This window comes from Pseudomonas sp. ADAK2, from assembly GCF_012935755.1.
Taxonomy (GTDB): domain Bacteria; phylum Pseudomonadota; class Gammaproteobacteria; order Pseudomonadales; family Pseudomonadaceae; genus Aquipseudomonas.
This window is the reverse complement of record NZ_CP052862.1, coordinates 1079560-1096139: the sequence shown is the minus strand read 5'-3', so window position 1 is coordinate 1096139 and position 16580 is coordinate 1079560. Positions and strand designations below refer to the sequence as shown.

At 59.6% G+C, this 16580-nt stretch carries 12 protein-coding genes; 5 read left to right on the top strand and 7 right to left on the bottom strand.

Features of this window, described 5'->3' with window-relative positions; genetic code table 11:
- On the top strand, positions 1 to 966 hold the full coding sequence (locus HKK52_RS04845) for an HlyD family efflux transporter periplasmic adaptor subunit (RefSeq protein WP_169369787.1): 966 nt from the start codon (positions 1 to 3) through the stop codon (positions 964 to 966).
- 205 nt (positions 967 to 1171) lie between these two features.
- On the opposite strand, the gene HKK52_RS04840 is transcribed toward HKK52_RS04845, so the two are convergent.
- The 6 genes from HKK52_RS04840 to HKK52_RS04815 form a co-directional block, all read right to left on the bottom strand.
- Positions 1172 to 2593, bottom strand: a complete 1422-nt coding sequence (locus HKK52_RS04840; RefSeq protein WP_169369786.1) for an efflux transporter outer membrane subunit — start codon at positions 2591 to 2593, stop codon at positions 1172 to 1174.
- Positions 2590 to 5784, bottom strand: a complete 3195-nt coding sequence (locus HKK52_RS04835; protein ID WP_169369785.1) for an efflux RND transporter permease subunit — start codon at positions 5782 to 5784, stop codon at positions 2590 to 2592. The genes HKK52_RS04840 and HKK52_RS04835 overlap by 4 nt, the downstream gene beginning before the upstream one ends.
- 12 nt (positions 5785 to 5796) lie before the next feature.
- The gene (gene mexE / locus HKK52_RS04830) at positions 5797 to 7050 is read right to left on the bottom strand and encodes a multidrug efflux RND transporter periplasmic adaptor subunit MexE (protein WP_169369784.1); all 1254 of its coding nucleotides are present in this window, start codon (positions 7048 to 7050) and stop codon (positions 5797 to 5799) included.
- Between the two features lie 274 nt (positions 7051 to 7324).
- The gene (locus HKK52_RS04825; RefSeq protein ID WP_169369783.1) at positions 7325 to 7780 is read right to left on the bottom strand and encodes a DUF805 domain-containing protein; all 456 of its coding nucleotides are present in this window, start codon (positions 7778 to 7780) and stop codon (positions 7325 to 7327) included.
- 15 nt (positions 7781 to 7795) lie between these two features.
- Entirely contained in the window at positions 7796 to 8146 is a 351-nt protein-coding gene (locus HKK52_RS04820; RefSeq protein ID WP_169369782.1) for a DUF4190 domain-containing protein, read from the bottom strand.
- A gap of 103 nt (positions 8147 to 8249) precedes the next feature.
- Positions 8250 to 9167: a LysR family transcriptional regulator gene (locus tag HKK52_RS04815; protein WP_169369781.1), complete on the bottom strand. Its 918-nt coding sequence runs from the start codon at positions 9165 to 9167 to the stop codon at positions 8250 to 8252.
- 269 nt (positions 9168 to 9436) lie between these two features.
- On the opposite strand from HKK52_RS04815, the gene HKK52_RS04810 reads away from it, so the two are divergent.
- The 4 genes from HKK52_RS04810 to pgm all read left to right on the top strand — a co-directional run bounded on the left by HKK52_RS04810 (position 9437) and on the right by pgm (position 15678).
- Positions 9437 to 10459: a zinc-dependent alcohol dehydrogenase family protein gene (locus HKK52_RS04810; protein ID WP_169369780.1), complete on the top strand. Its 1023-nt coding sequence runs from the start codon at positions 9437 to 9439 to the stop codon at positions 10457 to 10459.
- A gap of 540 nt (positions 10460 to 10999) precedes the next feature.
- Positions 11000 to 12454 carry a hypothetical protein gene (locus tag HKK52_RS04805; protein WP_169369779.1) on the top strand — a complete coding sequence of 485 codons (1455 nt, stop codon included), beginning with the start codon at positions 11000 to 11002 and terminating at the stop codon, positions 12452 to 12454.
- Between the two features lie 67 nt (positions 12455 to 12521).
- Positions 12522 to 13922, top strand: a complete 1401-nt coding sequence (locus HKK52_RS04800; protein WP_169369778.1) for an aminotransferase-like domain-containing protein — start codon at positions 12522 to 12524, stop codon at positions 13920 to 13922.
- A gap of 109 nt (positions 13923 to 14031) precedes the next feature.
- A complete protein-coding gene (gene pgm / locus HKK52_RS04795; RefSeq protein WP_169369777.1) occupies positions 14032 to 15678 on the top strand; it encodes a phosphoglucomutase (alpha-D-glucose-1,6-bisphosphate-dependent) in 1647 nt (548 codons plus the stop codon).
- A 179-nt stretch (positions 15679 to 15857) separates the two neighbouring features.
- Here the strand turns inward: pgm and HKK52_RS04790 are convergent, their stop codons facing one another.
- Positions 15858 to 16553, bottom strand: coding sequence for a pirin family protein (locus tag HKK52_RS04790; protein ID WP_169369776.1), 696 nt, complete (start codon positions 16551 to 16553; stop codon positions 15858 to 15860).
- Positions 16554 to 16580 lie beyond the last annotated feature (27 nt).

Here is a 16580-nt window from a genome sequence, read left to right as displayed (position 1 = left end):
TTGAAGAAGATCCTTGCCCGACTCGCGACCGTCGCGGTGGTATTGCTGGCGTTCATCCTCGGCTGGTTTGCCTGGGAACATTACACCCGCGCGCCGTGGACCCGGGATGCCCGGGTGCGGGCGGATGTGGTGACTTTGTCAGCCGATGTCGCGGGACGCATCGTCAGCCTCGGCGTGCAGGACAACCAGCATGTGGAGAAAGGGCAGTTGCTGCTGGAGATCGATCCGGCGCGCTACAGCCTGGCGGTGGAGCGGGCCAAGCGCTCGGTGGAAGTTTCGAAAGCAACGCTTGGCCAATCTCAGGCCTCGATAGTCTCCAGCGAAGCGCTGCTCAAGCAGCGTCAAAGCGAGGAACAGCGGCGGCGCAAGTTGAAACAGGGGTTTGCGATTTCTGGAGAGGAATGGGAGAAGTCCAGCACCGAAGTCGCGGTGGCCCAGGCCGAGTTGTTGCGCAACCAGGCCAACCTCGGGCTGGCCCAGGCTAACGTACAACTGGCCATCGCCGCGTTGACCCAGGCCGAACTCGATTTGCAGCGCACCCGGGTCGAAGCGCCCGTCAGCGGCTATGTCACCAACCTGCTGACCCGTCAGGGCGACTACGCCACGGCCGGGGGCGCGTTGCTGGCGCTGGTGGACAGCGACTCGTTTTATGTCAGTGGTTACTTCGAAGAAACCAAGTTGCCACGAATCGAGGAGGGCGACCGGGTGCGGATCGAGTTGATGAGCGGCGAGACTTTTGGCGGCACGGTGCAAAGCATCGCCTTCGCCATCGCCGACCGGGAAAACGCCCCGGGCGGGCGGCTGTTGGCCAACATAAATCCCAGTTACACGTGGGTAAAACTGGCGCAGCGGGTGCCGGTCCGGATACAGATCGACGCCGATTATGCGGCTAAAAACCTCTTGCGCGCGGGTACGACGGCCACCGTGACCGTCATGGAAAACCACAAATCCGAAGAGCACCGTTAACGCCCTGTAGGAGCGAAGCTTGCTCGTGAATGCGGTGGACCAGGCAATATTGTTGTCGACTGACACACCGCTTTCGCGAGCAAGCTTTGCTCCTACAGGGGAATGCGGTGTCTTTCGAGCAGGCAAAAAAAGCCCCACGACCGAATGAGACGCGGGGCCAAAAAAATTGGTTGGTTGCGGCCAACCAAAGGAGCTCTTTAAAAACTTATTTGCTGGCGACCGTCTCCGGTTGCCAACCGCCACCGAGGGCTTTGTAGATCGCGACGATGCCGCGATACAGATCGACTTCGGCCTGGGCCTGGGAATCTTCGGCGGCCAGGCGTTCACGCTGGGCATCGAGCAGAACCAGGAAGTCCGCGGTGCCTTCGCGGTAGCGAATCTGCGCCAGGTCGGCAGCGGCGCGGCTGGATTCGCTCTGACGGATCAGCGAAATCAGGCGTTGCTGACGTTTGCCGTAATCGCTGAAGGCGTTTTCCGATTCTTCCAGGGCCAGCAGCACTTGTTGCTCATAGGTCGCCAGGGCGCCTTCGGCATCGGCGTCGGCACCGCGTAAACGGGCCCGCACGCTGCCCAGGTCGAACGCTGCCCAGGTAATGCTTGGGCCGAGTGCCCAGGCATTGGCTGCCGCAGAACCGATCTGCGAACCACGCCCGGCGGTAAAGCCGAGGAAGCCGCTGAGGCTGACCCGCGGGAACAAATCAGCCTTCGCCACGCCGATACGAGCAGTAGCGGAGGCCAGTTTGCGTTCGGCGCTGAGGATGTCCGGGCGACGTTGCAGCAGTTCACCCGGATCACCAATCGGCAGGGCCTTGGCGATCGCTGGTAGGTCTTTCGGGCTCAAGTCGACGGTCAGCTTGTCCGGACGTTCACCCAATAGGGTGGCGATGCGGTTTTTCTGCCGAACCTGTTCGGCCTGCAATTGCGGCACGCTGGCTTCGACGGACGCCAGGCGCGCATCGGCGCGGACCACATCAAGCTGATCGCCGACGCCGGCATCACGCAGGCTGACGGTGATCTTGCTCGATTCCTGCTGGTTGTTCAGGTTGGCCAGAGCGATCTTTTCCCGCAGTTGTGCACCGCGCAGTTGACCGTAGGCGTCCACCAGCTCGGCAATCATGCTGACTTGCAGTTGGTACAGATCAGCTTCAGCCGCTTGTTGCTCGGCGTCGCTGGATTCCAGGTTGCGCTGGATCCGGCCGAAAAGGTCCAGTTCCCACGCCATGTCCAGGCCCAGGTCGTAGCGTTCGCTATTGACCCGTTTGGTGGTCTGGCCAGGGATTTGTCCCTTGGCCAGGTCACTGCTGGCGCGGCTGGTGATGGTCGGCATGGCGTCATTGCTGGCGTCATCGCGAATCGCCCGTGCCGCTTTCCAGCGAGCGAAGGCGACGCGCAGGTCACGGTTACCTTGCAACGATTGCATCACCAACTGGTTGAGGGTCGGGTCTTCGAACTGTTGCCACCAGATGCCTTCGAAACGCGAGCGGTCATAGTTCTTTTGACCGCTAGCGCCATCGGTGACGGCCGTGATATTGGCCGGCTCCGTGGCAGGGGTTTTGTAGTCCGGGCCGACGGCACAGGCGCTCAGGGCCAGTACCAGCAGGCTCGGCAGGAAGGCTTTCAGGCTCATTGTTGCGACTCCAGTTGCTTTTGATTAGTCAGCGCCTTGGCTGCTTTACGAGCTTCACCGCGCTCCACAAAGTTACGAATCAACACGTAGAACACAGGGGTCAGCAACAGACCGAAGAAGGTCACCCCGAGCATCCCGGAGAACACCGCCACGCCCATGGCATGACGCATCTCGGCACCGGCACCGCTGGAGAACACCAGTGGCACAACACCCATGATGAACGCGAAGGAGGTCATCAGGATCGGGCGCAGACGCAGGCGGCACGCTTCCAGCACCGCAGCCAGAGGGCTGAGGCCTTCGTCCTGCTGTTTATCCTTGGCAAACTCGACAATCAGAATCGCGTTCTTACAGGCAAGCCCCACCAGTACGATCAAGCCGATCTGGGTGAAGATATTGTTGTCGCCTCCCGAAGCAATCACACCAATAATCGCCGACAGCAGCGTCATCGGTACGATCAGGATCACCGCCAATGGCAGGCTCCAGCTTTCGTATTGCGCCGCGAGTACCAGGAACGCCAGCAGTACGCAGAGCGGGAACACGAACAGCGCGGTGTTGCCGGACAGAATCTGCTGGTAGGTCAGATCGGTCCATTCGTAGGTCATGCCGTTCGGAAGTTCATCCTTGAGCAGTTTCTCGATGGCTTTTTCGGCTTGGCCGGAGCTGTAGCCCGGGGCTGCCGCACCGTTGATTTCAGCGGTGATGAAGCCGTTGTAGTGCATCACGCGGTCCGGGCCCGAGGTGTCGCTGACCTTGATGAAGGTCGCCAGCGGGATCATCTCGCCTTTGTTGTTGCGCACTTTCAGCTGACCGATCTGGTCCGGCTCGAGACGGAACTGTTGTTCAGCCTGAACGTTGACCTGATAGGTGCGACCGAAGCGGTTGAAGTCGTTGGCATACAGCGAACCCAGGTAAATCTGCAGTGTGTCGAAGATGTCGCTGACGGCCACGCCGTGGGTCTTGGCTTTTTCCCGGTCGATGGCAGCATCGACCTGCGGAACGTTCACGGTGTAGCTGGTGAACAGGGCGGCCAGTTCCGGCACGTTGTGGCTTTTGTTGATGATGTTCATTGTTTCTTTGTACAGCTCGTCGTAGCCCAGGTTGCCCTTGTCTTCGATCTGCAGTCGGAAACCACCGATGGTGCCCAAACCTTGTACTGGCGGCGGCGGGAAAATCGCCATGTAGGCTTCTTCGATGCCGGCGAACTTGCCGTTCAAGGCACCGGCAATCGCACCGGCGGACATGCTCGGGTCTTTACGTTCGTCGAACGGTTTCAGGGTTACGAACACGATGCCGGCGTTCGGACTGTTGGTGAAACCGTTGATCGACAGGCCTGGGAACGCCACCGCACTTTCCACGCCAGGCTGTTTCAGCGCCAGGTCGGACATGCGTTTGATCACGTCTTCGGTACGGTCCAGGCTCGAAGCGTCCGGCAATTGCGCGAAGGCCACCAGGTATTGCTTGTCCTGGCCGGGTACGAAACCGGTCGGGGTGTTGGCGAAACCGAAGAAGGTCAGGACCATCAGGCCAGCGTACAAGAGCAGGGCGATACCGCTGCTGCGGATAACCCGGCCAACGGTGCCGACGTAGCCATGACTGGCCTTGTCGAAGAAACGGTTGAAAGGCTTGAACAACCAGCCGCCCAACAGTTTATCAAGCACTTTGGTAAAGCGATCTTTCGGCGCATCGTGGCTCTTGAGCAGGACGGCGGCCAGGGCAGGGGACAGTGTCAGCGAGTTGAACGCCGAGATCACGGTCGAGATGGCAATGGTCAGGGCAAACTGTTTGTAGAACTGGCCAGTGAGTCCGGAAATGAACGCCGCCGGGATAAATACCGCACACAGCACCAGCGCCGTCGCGATGATCGGCCCGGTCACCTCACGCATGGCTTTCTTGGTGGCTTCGACGGGCGTTTCTCCCAGCTCGATGTGCCTTTCGACGTTCTCCACTACCACAATGGCGTCGTCCACCACGATACCGATGGCCAGTACCAAACCGAACAGTGACAAGGCGTTCAGCGAGAAGCCGAACAAATGCATCACCGCGAAAGTACCGATCAGCGACACCGGCACTGCCACCAATGGAATGATCGAGGCGCGCCAGGTTTGCAGGAACAGAATCACTACCAGAACTACGAGGATCAGCGCTTCGAACAGGGTGTGAACCACTGCCTCGATGGAGCCGCGCACGAAGATTGTCGGGTCATAGACAATGCTGAAGTCCATGCCTTCCGGGAAGCTCTTCTTCAGTTCGGCCATCTTGTCGCGAACTTCGTTGGAGATCTGGATCGCGTTGGAACCCGGACGCTGGAAGATCGGGATCGCCACCGCCGGTTGGTTGTTCAGCAACGAACGCAGGGCGTATTGGCTGGAACCCAGTTCGACCCGAGCGATGTCTTTGAGGCGAGTGATTTCACCATTGTCGCCGGAGCGAATGATGATGTTCTCGAACTCTTCCTCGGAGACCAGACGGCCTTGCGTGTTGACCGACAACTGGAAGCTGGTGGCATTCGGTGCAGGAGGCGCGCCCAGGGCACCGGCAGCGACCTGGCGGTTCTGCTCACGAATGGCATTGACCACATCGGTCGCGGTCAGGTTGCGTGAAGCGGTCTTGTTCGGATCGAGCCACACCCGCAATGAGTAGTCGCCCATACCAAACAGTTGCACATCCCCGACACCGCCCAGGCGCGCCAGCTCATCCTTGATGTTGAGCAAGGCGTAGTTGGACAGGTAGAGCATGTCGTAGCGTTTGTCCGGCGAGGTCAAGTGGACCACCATGGTCAGGTCCGGAGAGGCCTTGTCCACGGTGATACCAATGCGCGTCACTTCTTCTGGAAGCTTCGGCTCGGTCCGGGTCACACGGTTCTGCACCTGCACCTGCGCGTTATCCAGGTCAGTGCCCAGGGCGAAGGTGATGGTCAGGGTGATCTTGCCGTCGGCGGTGGACTGCGAGGACATGTACAGCATGTTCTCGACGCCGGTGATGGCTTGCTCCAAAGGAGCGGCCACGGTTTCACCGATGACTTTAGGGTTGGCACCCGGAAAGTTCGCGCGGACCACAACGGTCGGTGGAACCACTTCCGGGTATTCGCTGATCGGCAACTGGAACAGCGAGATGGCGCCGGCGATCAGGATCAGCAGCGACAGTACCGCCGCAAAGATCGGCCGTGAAATGAAGAATTGGGAAAAATTCATCGTAGAGATCCCTTAACCGCGTGGGGTCGCAGCAGCCAGTTTCACAACCGCACCCGGCGCGACCTTGGCAGGTGCGACTTGGGGCAGGTTGCTGGCTTCCAGCGCTTGTCGTTGTTGAGCCAGAGCGGCGAGGGTTTCCTTGGTGGCCATCGGGATCACTTCAGGGGTGACCGGCGAACCCGGACGAACCCGTTGCAGACCCTTGACGATGACGGTGTCGTCCTTGTTCAGGCCGCTGCGCACGATGCGCAGGCCTTCGATCTTCGGACCCAGCTCGACCGAGCGGTACACGGTCTTGTTGTCGGCATCCATCACCAGCACGAACTTTTTACCCAGGTCGGTACCGACTGCTTCGTCGTTGATCAACACAGCGGAGTAGGTGCCGCTGCCGACCAGTTTCAGGCGTGCATACAGACCGGGGGTGTACTGACCGTCAGCGTTATCGAACACCGCACGACCGCGAATGGTGCCGGTCTTCGGGTTGACCTGGTTGTCGACGAAGTTCATCACGCCCTGATGCGGGTTGCCGTCTTCGTTGGACAGGCCGAGGTACACCGGAGTGGTAGCGCCGCGTTTGCCCTGGCGCGCGAGCTGGGTGTATTTGAGGAACACACGCTCGTCGGCGTCGAAGTAGGCGTAGACCTTGTCGGTGGAGACGACGCTGGTGAGCGCGGTGGTATCGGCGGTCACCAGGTTACCGGCGGTGATTTCCGCACGGCTGACGCGGCCGCTGATTGGCGACGTCACGCGGGTGAAGCTCAGGTTCAGTTTGGCCAGGTCCAGTTGCGCCTGGAGGGCGCCGACGGCAGCGCGGGCTTCTTGCGAAGCGCTGGTGCGCGAATCGGCCAGTTCGGCGGAAATCGCGTTGCTGGTGCGCAGGCGTTCGCCGCGCTGGGCTTCGTTTTCGCTGCGGGTGGCGTTGGCGCGGGATTGGGCGACCAGCGATTCGAGGCGGCGAACCTCGGCCTGGAAGGGGCGGGGGTCGATCTGGAACAGCACGTCGCCTTTTTTGACCAATGCGCCTTCAGTGAAAGCGACTTCATCGATCTGGCCGGAGACCCGTGGACGAATTTCTACGGTTTCCGGTGCTTCGAGGCGTCCGGTGAATTCGTCCCACTCGTTGACAGGTTGCTCCAGCACCTTCGCCACGCTGACCTTGGCCGCGGGCATGGTGGCGGCGGTCTCAGGAGCCTTGCCGCAAGCGCTCATCACCAGCACGGCCAACAAGGCCAACGGGAAGCGCAAATGTTTGAGTGACTGTTCCATGGATGCATCCGCCAATGTATTAAGAATGGACGGATGATGCTCGGCGATGTTGTATCGCACGAATCGAATGAGGCAAAGGTAACTATCATTCGGAATGATATAAGCGCGAAGCAAGCCCTCTAGCATGCGCCTTTCGTTAGGGTGCTATCAATTGGGTTGATGACAAATCTGTGTTGCGGGGAATGCAAAGGTCGGACGGATTGAAAGTGTTGTCAACGGCTCAAACAAAGAGACGGCCATTGCGGCCGTCTCGATTAGCGTTTCGTCACTGACTTCAGTTGATCCCTTTAGGGTTCGGACCGAAGCGGTTGACGCCAGGGGTGCTGTCCTGGGCCAGGAAAACAATGTTCACGATCGGCAGCAAGATCCACCAGCCACTGCGATCAGTGTCGTGCATCCGGCGAATGGCCGCACCGAGACCCGGGAGGAACACTGCCAGGCTATAAATATTGTTGAGGATCCCTTTGGTGCCCAACAAGGCGTCGATAACCATGAAGCCGATACCGATCGCAACGTTGATCAGAATAAACATCCAGTATTCCCGGCGGCTTGCGCGGCCGCTGAACACAGCATATTTCTTCAATACTTCAATGTAAGGATTACCTTGCGCCGCACCAGCGTTTGGCGCTGTAAAGGCTTGCTCGCTCGCTTGCGGCGCGCCGCATTGCGGACAGGCTTTGGCCAGGGTACTGATTTCCTTGGCACAACCACGACAAAAAACCATGCTCATATTTTTTCCCTAAAATTAGTCTAATGACAGTCCGATGAAAACAAGCGTCGCAATAGCCGACAAGATAACGCCGGCGATTGCCAAGTTATTTCCTGGTTTTTTCTGGTTGATGCTGATGATCCCGCAAACGAGACCGGCGACGGAAAAAGTGCTCATGCCGACGACGGTATCTCTATCCCATTCGGAGTCATCAAGCAGGGTGAGTAAGCAGATGATGCCCAATATCAGCGAGAGGATGGCCAGCCACGGTGAACCGATGCCAGGGGTTGCCGCCAGGGCAACTGGTTGGCTCGCTCCGCATTGGGGGCACGCTGGGGCCGTCTCGTGAATTTCCTTGGCGCATGCGCGACAAAATACCATTGTCATTGTTGTCCTTAACTTCGAATGCTGAATACCCGCCCGTTTATCGACCGGGCCTGGAATAACTTTACAGCGCTTCCCTGTGTTTTTTCGCGGCAATCAGGCACTGCTATTGGAGACTGTCCGGGTCCCCGAAGAACATCTGGATCCTGGACCGCAACCAACGCTCGCCCGGATCGTTATCCTGCGACCCGCGCCAGGCCATGTGCAGTTCAAAACTGCGCGTCGGCAGCGGCGGGTCTTCAGCCCGGACACCGCCAGCCGCAGTCAAGGCTTCAGCGGTGTAGTCCGGCACGGTGGCGACAATATCAGTGCCGCTGATGAGCGTGCTCAGACCGTTGAACTGCGGCACGGCGAGCACCACATGGCGCTTGCGCCCAAGCTTCTCGAGTTCTTCATCTATAAAGCCACTCAGGTCGCCGGCGAATGACACCAGCGCATGAGGTCGTGCGCAGAAGTCGTCGAGGCTCAGCGGCCCGGGCACGGTATCGGCCCGTAACAGCTTCGGCATGCTGCGGCGCAGTACCTTGCGCTTGGCGTTGGCCGGCAGGTCGGCGGTGTAGCTGACGCCGATCGAGATTTCGCCGGAGGCCAGCAAGCTCGGCATCAGAATGTAGTTGGCCCGCCGCACCACCAGCACGATACCCGGTGATTCGGCGCGCAGGCGTTTGAGCAGCATGGGCAGCAAGGCGAATTCCACGTCGTCCGACAGGCCGATGCGGAACACCGCGGTGCTGGTGGCCGGATCGAATTCCGCCGCACGGCTGACCGCTGTGGAAATCGAGTCCAGGGCCGGGGAGAGCAGGGCGAAGATCTCCACCGCCCGGGCGGAAGGCTCCATGCTGCGGCCGGTGCGCACGAACAACGGGTCGTCGAACAACCCGCGCAGACGCGAGAGCGCCGCACTGATGGCGGGTTGGCCGAGGAACAGTTTTTCCGCCGCGCGGGTCACGCTGCGTTCGTGCATCAGTGTTTCGAATACGATCAACAGGTTCAGGTCGACACGACGCAGGTCATTACGATTCATCTGGAGTCCTGGCAGAGTCAGCAAACTTGACGTGAGCGGCCATATGAGAACAATGGCCGGCATGAATCTTACGGGCAAAGGCTGCTACTCTGCACCGTGTAATTCACTTTTTACTTAAATGGTTGCTTCGGTTTTTACGGCATTTGATGATGTCGCCGGCGCTGCGGAATCAATGACAGGCATGTCGACTATTAATAGCCACTGATGGTCTTGGGTAGAAAGCCCAGATAGAGTTCAGGGCATTAGAGGTTACTTTGACGAGGTTTGCGATGTCCCGCACGATCCGTTTTCACAAGTTTGGTCCAGCCGAGGTGCTCAAATGCGAAGAGCATGCGGCCGCTCTGCCTGCACCAGGTGAAGTGCAGGTGCGCGTCGAAGCAATCGGCATCAGCTGGTACGACATTCTCTGGCGCCAGAACCTGGCGTCGTCCCACGCTCGTCTGCCTTCAGGCCTTGGCCATGAAATGGCCGGTGTCGTGACGGCGGTCGGCGACGGTGTCGACGACCTGGCGGTGGGTGACAAGGTCGCCAGCTTCCCGGCAGAAAGCCCTAACGATTATCCGGTCTACGGCGAACAGATTGTTCTGCCGCGCTCGGCACTGACCCGGTACCCGGACGTGCTCAGCCCGATCGAGGCCAGCGTGCATTACACGCCGCTGCTGATCGCCTACTTTGCCTACGTCGATCTGGCGCGGGTCAAACCCGGTCAGTTCGCCCTGGTGACCGACGCAAGCCATTGCGCAGGGCCGTCCTTCGTACAACTGGGCAAAGCCTTGGGTGTACGGGTGATCGCCGCGACCAAGACTGCAGAAGAGCGTGAAAACCTGCTGTCCCTCGGCGCCGAGAAAGTCATCGTCACCGAAGAACAGGATCTGCTGATGCAGATCAACAAAATCACCGACAACCGTGGCGTCGACGTGGTGTTCGACGGTCTCGGCGGGCCACAGATGTCACTGCTCGGCGACGTGCTCGCACCCCGTGGCAGCCTGGTGCTCTACGGCCTGCAAGGTGGCAACCAGACGCCATTCCCGGCCTGTGCGGCGTTCCAGAAGAACATTCAGTTCTTCGTGCACTGCATCGGTAACTTCACCGGCAAGCCGGAGCTGGGTATCGTTCAGGACCAGGTGGCGTTGCAACGAGCGTTGCGCGACATCAATCAGCTGACCGCCGACCGCGTGCTGCTGCCGCTCAAGACTCGGGTCTTCCCGTTTGCCGAGTTTGTCGAAGCCCACCGCTACATGGACGAATGCCCATGCCGCGAACGGGTCGCCCTTCAGGTCGAGCCTGCGTAACACCCTTCAAGCAGTCCCCCGATGCCCTCGGTGCTCCCCGCACCGAGGGCATCGTCGTTTCTGGCTGGCGTATTTGAGCAACTGAACCGGTTTTTGCCTTCGATCTGTATCTTCTAATCATCATATAAGCCCTGATAATTGAATGATTACTTTCATCTCAAGGAACGAGTCATGAGTGGGCGTTCAATTGATATTAATCAATGCAGTTGCGTGGCTGGCGATGGGCCGGTGTTGTATCGGCTAATTATCAACAATATATCAGTGATCTCTTTCTCTATTTTTTGTACTCAATGTCTGTGGGACGCTGTCAGAAGTTTCCTAGGAAGTCAGGGCCAACCTAAAGAGCCTTGCCCTGCGGGGCTTTGCGAGGAGGTGGCTGTCGCCTGGGTATAGGCAGAGTGCAAACATTTCAAATAATTACTCAAATTCAAGTGCTAGCATTTTATGACAGGATCCAGCACTTCATCACCGAGAATCGGTCGCGCAGTGTTTAACACTGTTTGCGTGACAACGAACTTCCGAATACCAGGTAAAACACTGATGACGACAATCCACGATCAGGCAATGAACTATGTTTATCAACAAGTACTGCAAAGGCTGCTGAGTTTTTTCTCGCGTGCCGAGCGCACCGCATTGCAGCTTATGATTCAGCGTCTGGTGGTGGCCGCCGGGGGGATGGAGCGAATCGGCGATTTCAAGATAATGTCGATTCAGTCCGGGACACTGGACAGTTGCTACACCCTGGCATTGCTGCGTGCTGCACAACTGAGTATCGCCAGCCGTGCACCGGCGACCTTCCAGCTGCGCGTGGCGACCTTGCGCCTGAACGGGACCTGCTCGACAGCGCTGGACAATATCCACCGCAGCAGCGCGGCTTTGTTCCTCTACGACGATCCCCGGGTCGAACTGTTGATGGTGGATAACCGCGAAGTCCTGCCATTCGACCACTTGGTCCCTATCTCCAAGGCCGGGCACGAGTCGAATCGGCTCAATCTATTGATGGTCGGCCACCGCCGGACCTGGGACGGTCCGCTCGATCTATGGGATGACGGCTACCTGAGCACCGGCGAGTTCTACGGGCAAATTGCTCGCTGGGATAACGGCGTCGATGCCTTGATCAGCAGCGAAACGCCGCGCCAACAGAAGCAGTTTCTCGACGGATTGAGGCGAGCAGCGCAAAAGGCCGGCCTTGGGACCTTGAACTGCAATCCCTCTGGCTTCGAGGCGTTGTTTGCCATGCTCGATGAGCTGGGCGGCGACTACTACCGCGAGTTCTATTTCGGCCACGGGTACGCAGCCTGGCGCCCGATGGACCGATTCGAAGCCTGCCGTCGCACCACCAATCTCGACATTCACGACATGATCGTCGGCAAACTGGAAGAGCGCTGGCCTCTGCTCACCGACTTCCTGGGTGTACGGTCCGACGAAATGGCCGCGCACCTGAGCGATAACGAATACGTCAGCCCTGCGATTGCCGCGCACCTGCGGGGGCTGCAGGCGTGCTTTGTCTCGGGGCAAAGCTACGAAAGCGGGGTCGCCGAGTACTTGCAGCGAGCCTTGGTGATGATGCGTCGCAAGCAGGTGCCGGAACGTATTTGCGAACTGGCTCTGGAAGCGTTCGGTAACCCGGCCACCCTGGGCGAACAGCGCTTGCTGGCGGCGACCGAGGCGCAAAAAACCCTTGGGTTGACCGAGGCCCAACTGATCTGCCTGCTGTTTTCACCCTTTATCGATGGTGGTGCAGGGCTGGAGCGCTTCCTGCGCAGTTGCCACCCCGGCATGCTGGTGGCGATGCCGGACTTGCACAAGGCGATGCAGGGCTATCAGGTGCCCGAACAGGTGGTGCAATGGATGGTCGATGTCAGCGGCTTGCCGGTCAGCCTGATCGGCACGCTTTATCGCATGAAACCGGTGACGGTAGAGGCGGGCAGTTGCGCCGAAGACCTGCACAAGGATGACACTGCCGTGGTTGGTGAATTGTCCGCGGGGCATTGACGGTGCAAGGGCTGCCGCGATCCGCAACCGCTGAAAGACATGTTCGCACCGTGCCGGGTCATTACCGATGAAAGGACCCAGAGAAACCGATTTTGCTTACCAGGCGGTTTACCGATACCTGACGCACCTCATCCACAAGCCGGGCTGCGGTACCCCCATTCGCTTGCCTTCATTAAGGCAGTTGGCGGTGCGCCTGAATGTGTCGATCTCAACCATCCAGTACGCTTATTCGTTGCTGGAGAAGGAGGGCAGGGTCTACTCGGTAGCCAAGTCCGGCTATTACTCCCTGCCGGTTACTGCCATTGGTCCACTGACCAGCGGCAATGATTTGCTTGAGTGTGTCTATGCCAATGCACGGCGTCCGGAAATGCTGGTGTTGAGCGCCGATGAGCCGGCCTTGTTGCAGCCGCTGGACAGCCCTTTACTGATGTTGGAGCGGGAGTTGCTGCGCCAATACCCGCGTCAGCCGACATTGGCGGCGCAACCCTGCGGCGAGCTGGAACTGCGCACGGCCCTCGCGGCGCGCTACACCACGTCACCGGCGCGTTGCTGGCATGCCGATGAGGTGTACATCGGCGCCGACCTGCGAGGGGTGCTGGAAATACTGATCGCCGTCCTCGGTCTCAAGGGCACCACCGTGGTGGTCGAGTCGCCCTGCGACTGGGTCATTCTGCGCTTGTTCGAGGCGGCGGGTGTGCGGGTGGTCGAGTTGCCGTTGCAAGCCTGCGGCGCGCTGGACCCGGACCAGTTCAAGGATGTGCTGGAGACCCGGCCGGTGCGGCTGGTCGTGCTGTCGTCAGGGCTGAGCATGCCACGCGGTAGCCGGATCCCGGATGACAACCGACAGTCAATCGCCCGGCTGTTGGCGCGGCATGGCAGTTGGGTGTTGGAAAACGATAGTCATGGCGAACTGGGTTTCGAGCCCGACGGCCCGAAGTTTCGTGAACTTCTGGACCCTGACCGGCTGATCGTGTTCTCCACCTTCGAGAAATTCCTCGGGCCGGAGGCACCCTACGGCTATCTGCTCTCGCGCCCCCTGGGTGATGAGTTGCAGCGGCATTTTTTGCTGCGCGCTTTTCGCCTGTCGCCGATTCGCCAGAAAGCCATCGCACGTCTGTACAGCAATGGACGTATCGACCAGCACCTGCAAGTACTCAGGCGCTTGCTCAAGGAACGCCAGATGCAGATGACCCAGCTCTTGCACGAGCGCCTGGGCGATGCCTTGCAACTGGTGGAGCCGCAGGGCGGGGCGACGATCTGGGCGCGCTCGTTGCGTCAGGTCGATGTGCGCCGGGTGTTCCGGCGTTTGCTCAAGCAACAGGTGGTGATTGCACCGGGCGAGCTGTTCAGCCTGCAAGGCCTGTACGGTCAGCACTTGCGCCTGAGTCATACATTCAGTGGTGATCATGATCCGGGAGTTGCCCTGGGTTTGCTGGGGGATGCGCTGCGTCTGGAGTCGGTTGATTGAGCCAGGTTAAAAAACGTCGTTGATGGCCCGGATCGTTACCATCGCGCTGCGGTCAAACTGCCAGTAAACTGCGTTCCTATTCCTGAACCACTCTATCTAGAGGTTTTGCATGACAATCAGTCCTTTTGCGGGCAAACCGGCACCGGCAGAATTGTTGGTCGACATCCCGCGACTGGTTACGGCCTATTACACCGGCCAGCCTGATGCCGCCATCTCTACCCAGCGCGTTGCCTTCGGCACGTCCGGTCACCGAGGCAGCTCGTTCGACTTGAGTTTCAACGAGTGGCACGTTCTGGCGATCAGCCAGGCCATCTGCCTGTACCGTGAGGCCCAGGGCATTGACGGCCCACTGTTTGTCGGCATCGACACCCATGCGCTGTCGACCCCGGCCGGTGCGAGCGCCCTCGAAGTGCTGGCGGCCAACGGCGTCACCGTGATGATCGCCGAAGGCGACGAGTACACGCCGACCCCGGCCATTTCCCATGCGATTCTTTGCTACAACCGTGGCCGCACCTCGGGCCTGGCGGACGGTATCGTCATTACGCCGTCCCACAACCCGCCACAAAGCGGCGGCTACAAATACAACCCAACCAACGGTGGCCCGGCCGATACCCACATCACCAAGTGGATCGAAGCCAAGGCCAACGAGCTGCTGGGCAACAAGCTGGCTGGCGTCAAGCGCATCAGTTACGAGCAGGCACTGAAGGCCAGCACCACCCATCGTCACGACTACCTCAACACCTATGTCGCCGACCTGATCAACGTGATCGACTTCGACGCCATTCGCGACGCCAAGCTGCACCTGGGTGTCGATCCGCTGGGCGGAGCAGGGGTGCGCTACTGGTCGGCGATTGCCGAGCATTACCGCCTCGATCTGGAAGTGGTCAACACCCAGGTCGATCCAACGTTCCGCTTCATGACCGTCGATTGGGATGGCCAGATCCGCATGGACCCATCGTCCACCCACGCCATGCAAGGGTTGATCGGTCTGAAAGATCGCTTCGACGTGGCCTTCGGCTGCGACCCGGATCATGACCGTCATGGCATCGTTACCCCGTCCGGTGGCCTGTTGGCGCCGAACAACTACCTCGCGGTGTCCATCGACTACCTGTTCCAGAATCGCCCGCACTGGCGTGCCGATGCCGCCGTGGGTAAAACCGTGGTCAGCAGTGGCTTGATCGATCGCGTGGCCAAGCGCCTGGGTCGTCGCCTGTACGAAGTGCCGGTCGGCTTCAAATGGTTCGCCGACGGCTTGTTCGACGGTTCCCTGGGTTTTGGCGGCGAAGAGAGCGCTGGCGCCTCGTTCCTGCGCAAGGACGGCGGCGTCTGGAGCACCGACAAGGACGGTCTGATCCCGGCCTTGTTGGCGGCAGAAATGACCGCACGCACCGGTCGCGACCCAAGCCAGGCCTATCGCGCCCTGACGGATGAGCTGGGCGAGCCGTTCTCGGTACGGGTCGATGCCAAGGCCAACCCTGAGCAGAAAGCGCTGCTGAGCAAGTTGTCCCCGGAACAAGTGACCTCGACCCAACTGGCTGGCGAAGCGATCCAGAGCATCCTCAGCCATGCGCCGGGCAACGACCAGGCCATCGGCGGCTTGAAAGTCATGACCGAGAACGGCTGGTTTGCGGCGCGTCCGTCGGGCACCGAAGACATCTACAAGATCTATGCGGAAAGCTTCGTCAGCGACGAGCATCTCAAGCAGTTGGTGGCTGAGGCCCAGACGTTGGTGGATGGCGCTATTTCCGCGAAGTGATCGAGGGCCCCATCGCGGGCAAGCCTTGCTCCTACAGGGGGCGTAATCGACCACAGATCATGTGATCGACACTGACCCTGTAGGAGCGAGGCTTGCCCGCGAAGGCGTCAGCATGGACGCAGAAGATCTCGAACCAAAAAAAGGGCGACCAAAAGGTCGCCCATTTTTTTGCCTGGCACTTACGCCAAATCCACCAACACAATCTCACTGTCCTCAATCGCCGTCACCCGCAACACCTGCTCATCGGCGACCGCGACACCGTCTCGAGCTTGTGCCCGCAAGCCATTGACTTCAATCACTCCAGTGGCCGGAACCAGATACGCACGGCGCCCGTTGTCCAGACGATATTCCGCCGATTCCCCGGCTTTCAGATTTGCCGCCACCAACCGCGCATCGGCGCGAATCCGCAGGCTTTGATCATCGCCTTCCTTGCCGCTGGCCAGGGTCACAAAACCTTCGCGCTGGCCTTTCGGGAACGGCTTGGCGCCCCAGGATGGTGCCGAACCGGCCTCGTTGGGGATGATCCAGATCTGGAAGATCCGGGTTTCGCTGGATTCAAGGTTGTATTCGCTGTGAGCGATCCCGGTGCCGGCGCTCATGACTTGCACATCGCCCGCTTCGGTGCGGCCCTTGTTGCCGAGATTGTCCTGGTGGGTGATCGCACCTTCACGCACATAGGTGATGATTTCCATGTCGCGGTGCGGGTGCTGTGGAAAGCCCGTGCCAGCGGCAATCACGTCATCGTTCCACACTCGCAGGTTGCCCCAGTTCATGCGTTTGGGGTCGTGGTACTCGGCGAACGAAAAGTGGTGATGGGCATCCAACCAGCCATGGTGGGCGCCGCCCAAGGTATTGAAAGGTCTGAGTTCAAGCATGATCGTCTCCTGAAAAGGTTCGTCATG

Coding starts and splice junctions, on each gene's coding strand:
- HKK52_RS04840 (WP_169369786.1), bottom strand. CDS start 2,593: ATGAGCCTGAAAGCCTTCCTGCCGAGCCTGCTGGTACTGGCCCTGAGC.
- HKK52_RS04835 (WP_169369785.1), bottom strand. CDS start 5,784: ATGAATTTTTCCCAATTCTTCATTTCACGGCCGATCTTTGCGGCGGTA.
- mexE (WP_169369784.1), bottom strand. CDS start 7,050: ATGGAACAGTCACTCAAACATTTGCGCTTCCCGTTGGCCTTGTTGGCC.
- HKK52_RS04825 (WP_169369783.1), bottom strand. CDS start 7,780: ATGAGCATGGTTTTTTGTCGTGGTTGTGCCAAGGAAATCAGTACCCTG.
- HKK52_RS04820 (WP_169369782.1), bottom strand. CDS start 8,146: ATGACAATGGTATTTTGTCGCGCATGCGCCAAGGAAATTCACGAGACG.
- HKK52_RS04815 (WP_169369781.1), bottom strand. CDS start 9,167: ATGAATCGTAATGACCTGCGTCGTGTCGACCTGAACCTGTTGATCGTA.
- HKK52_RS04810 (WP_169369780.1), top strand. CDS start 9,437: ATGTCCCGCACGATCCGTTTTCACAAGTTTGGTCCAGCCGAGGTGCTC.
- HKK52_RS04805 (WP_169369779.1), top strand. CDS start 11,000: ATGACGACAATCCACGATCAGGCAATGAACTATGTTTATCAACAAGTA.
- HKK52_RS04800 (WP_169369778.1), top strand. CDS start 12,522: ATGAAAGGACCCAGAGAAACCGATTTTGCTTACCAGGCGGTTTACCGA.
- pgm (WP_169369777.1), top strand. CDS start 14,032: ATGACAATCAGTCCTTTTGCGGGCAAACCGGCACCGGCAGAATTGTTG.
- HKK52_RS04790 (WP_169369776.1), bottom strand. CDS start 16,553: ATGCTTGAACTCAGACCTTTCAATACCTTGGGCGGCGCCCACCATGGC.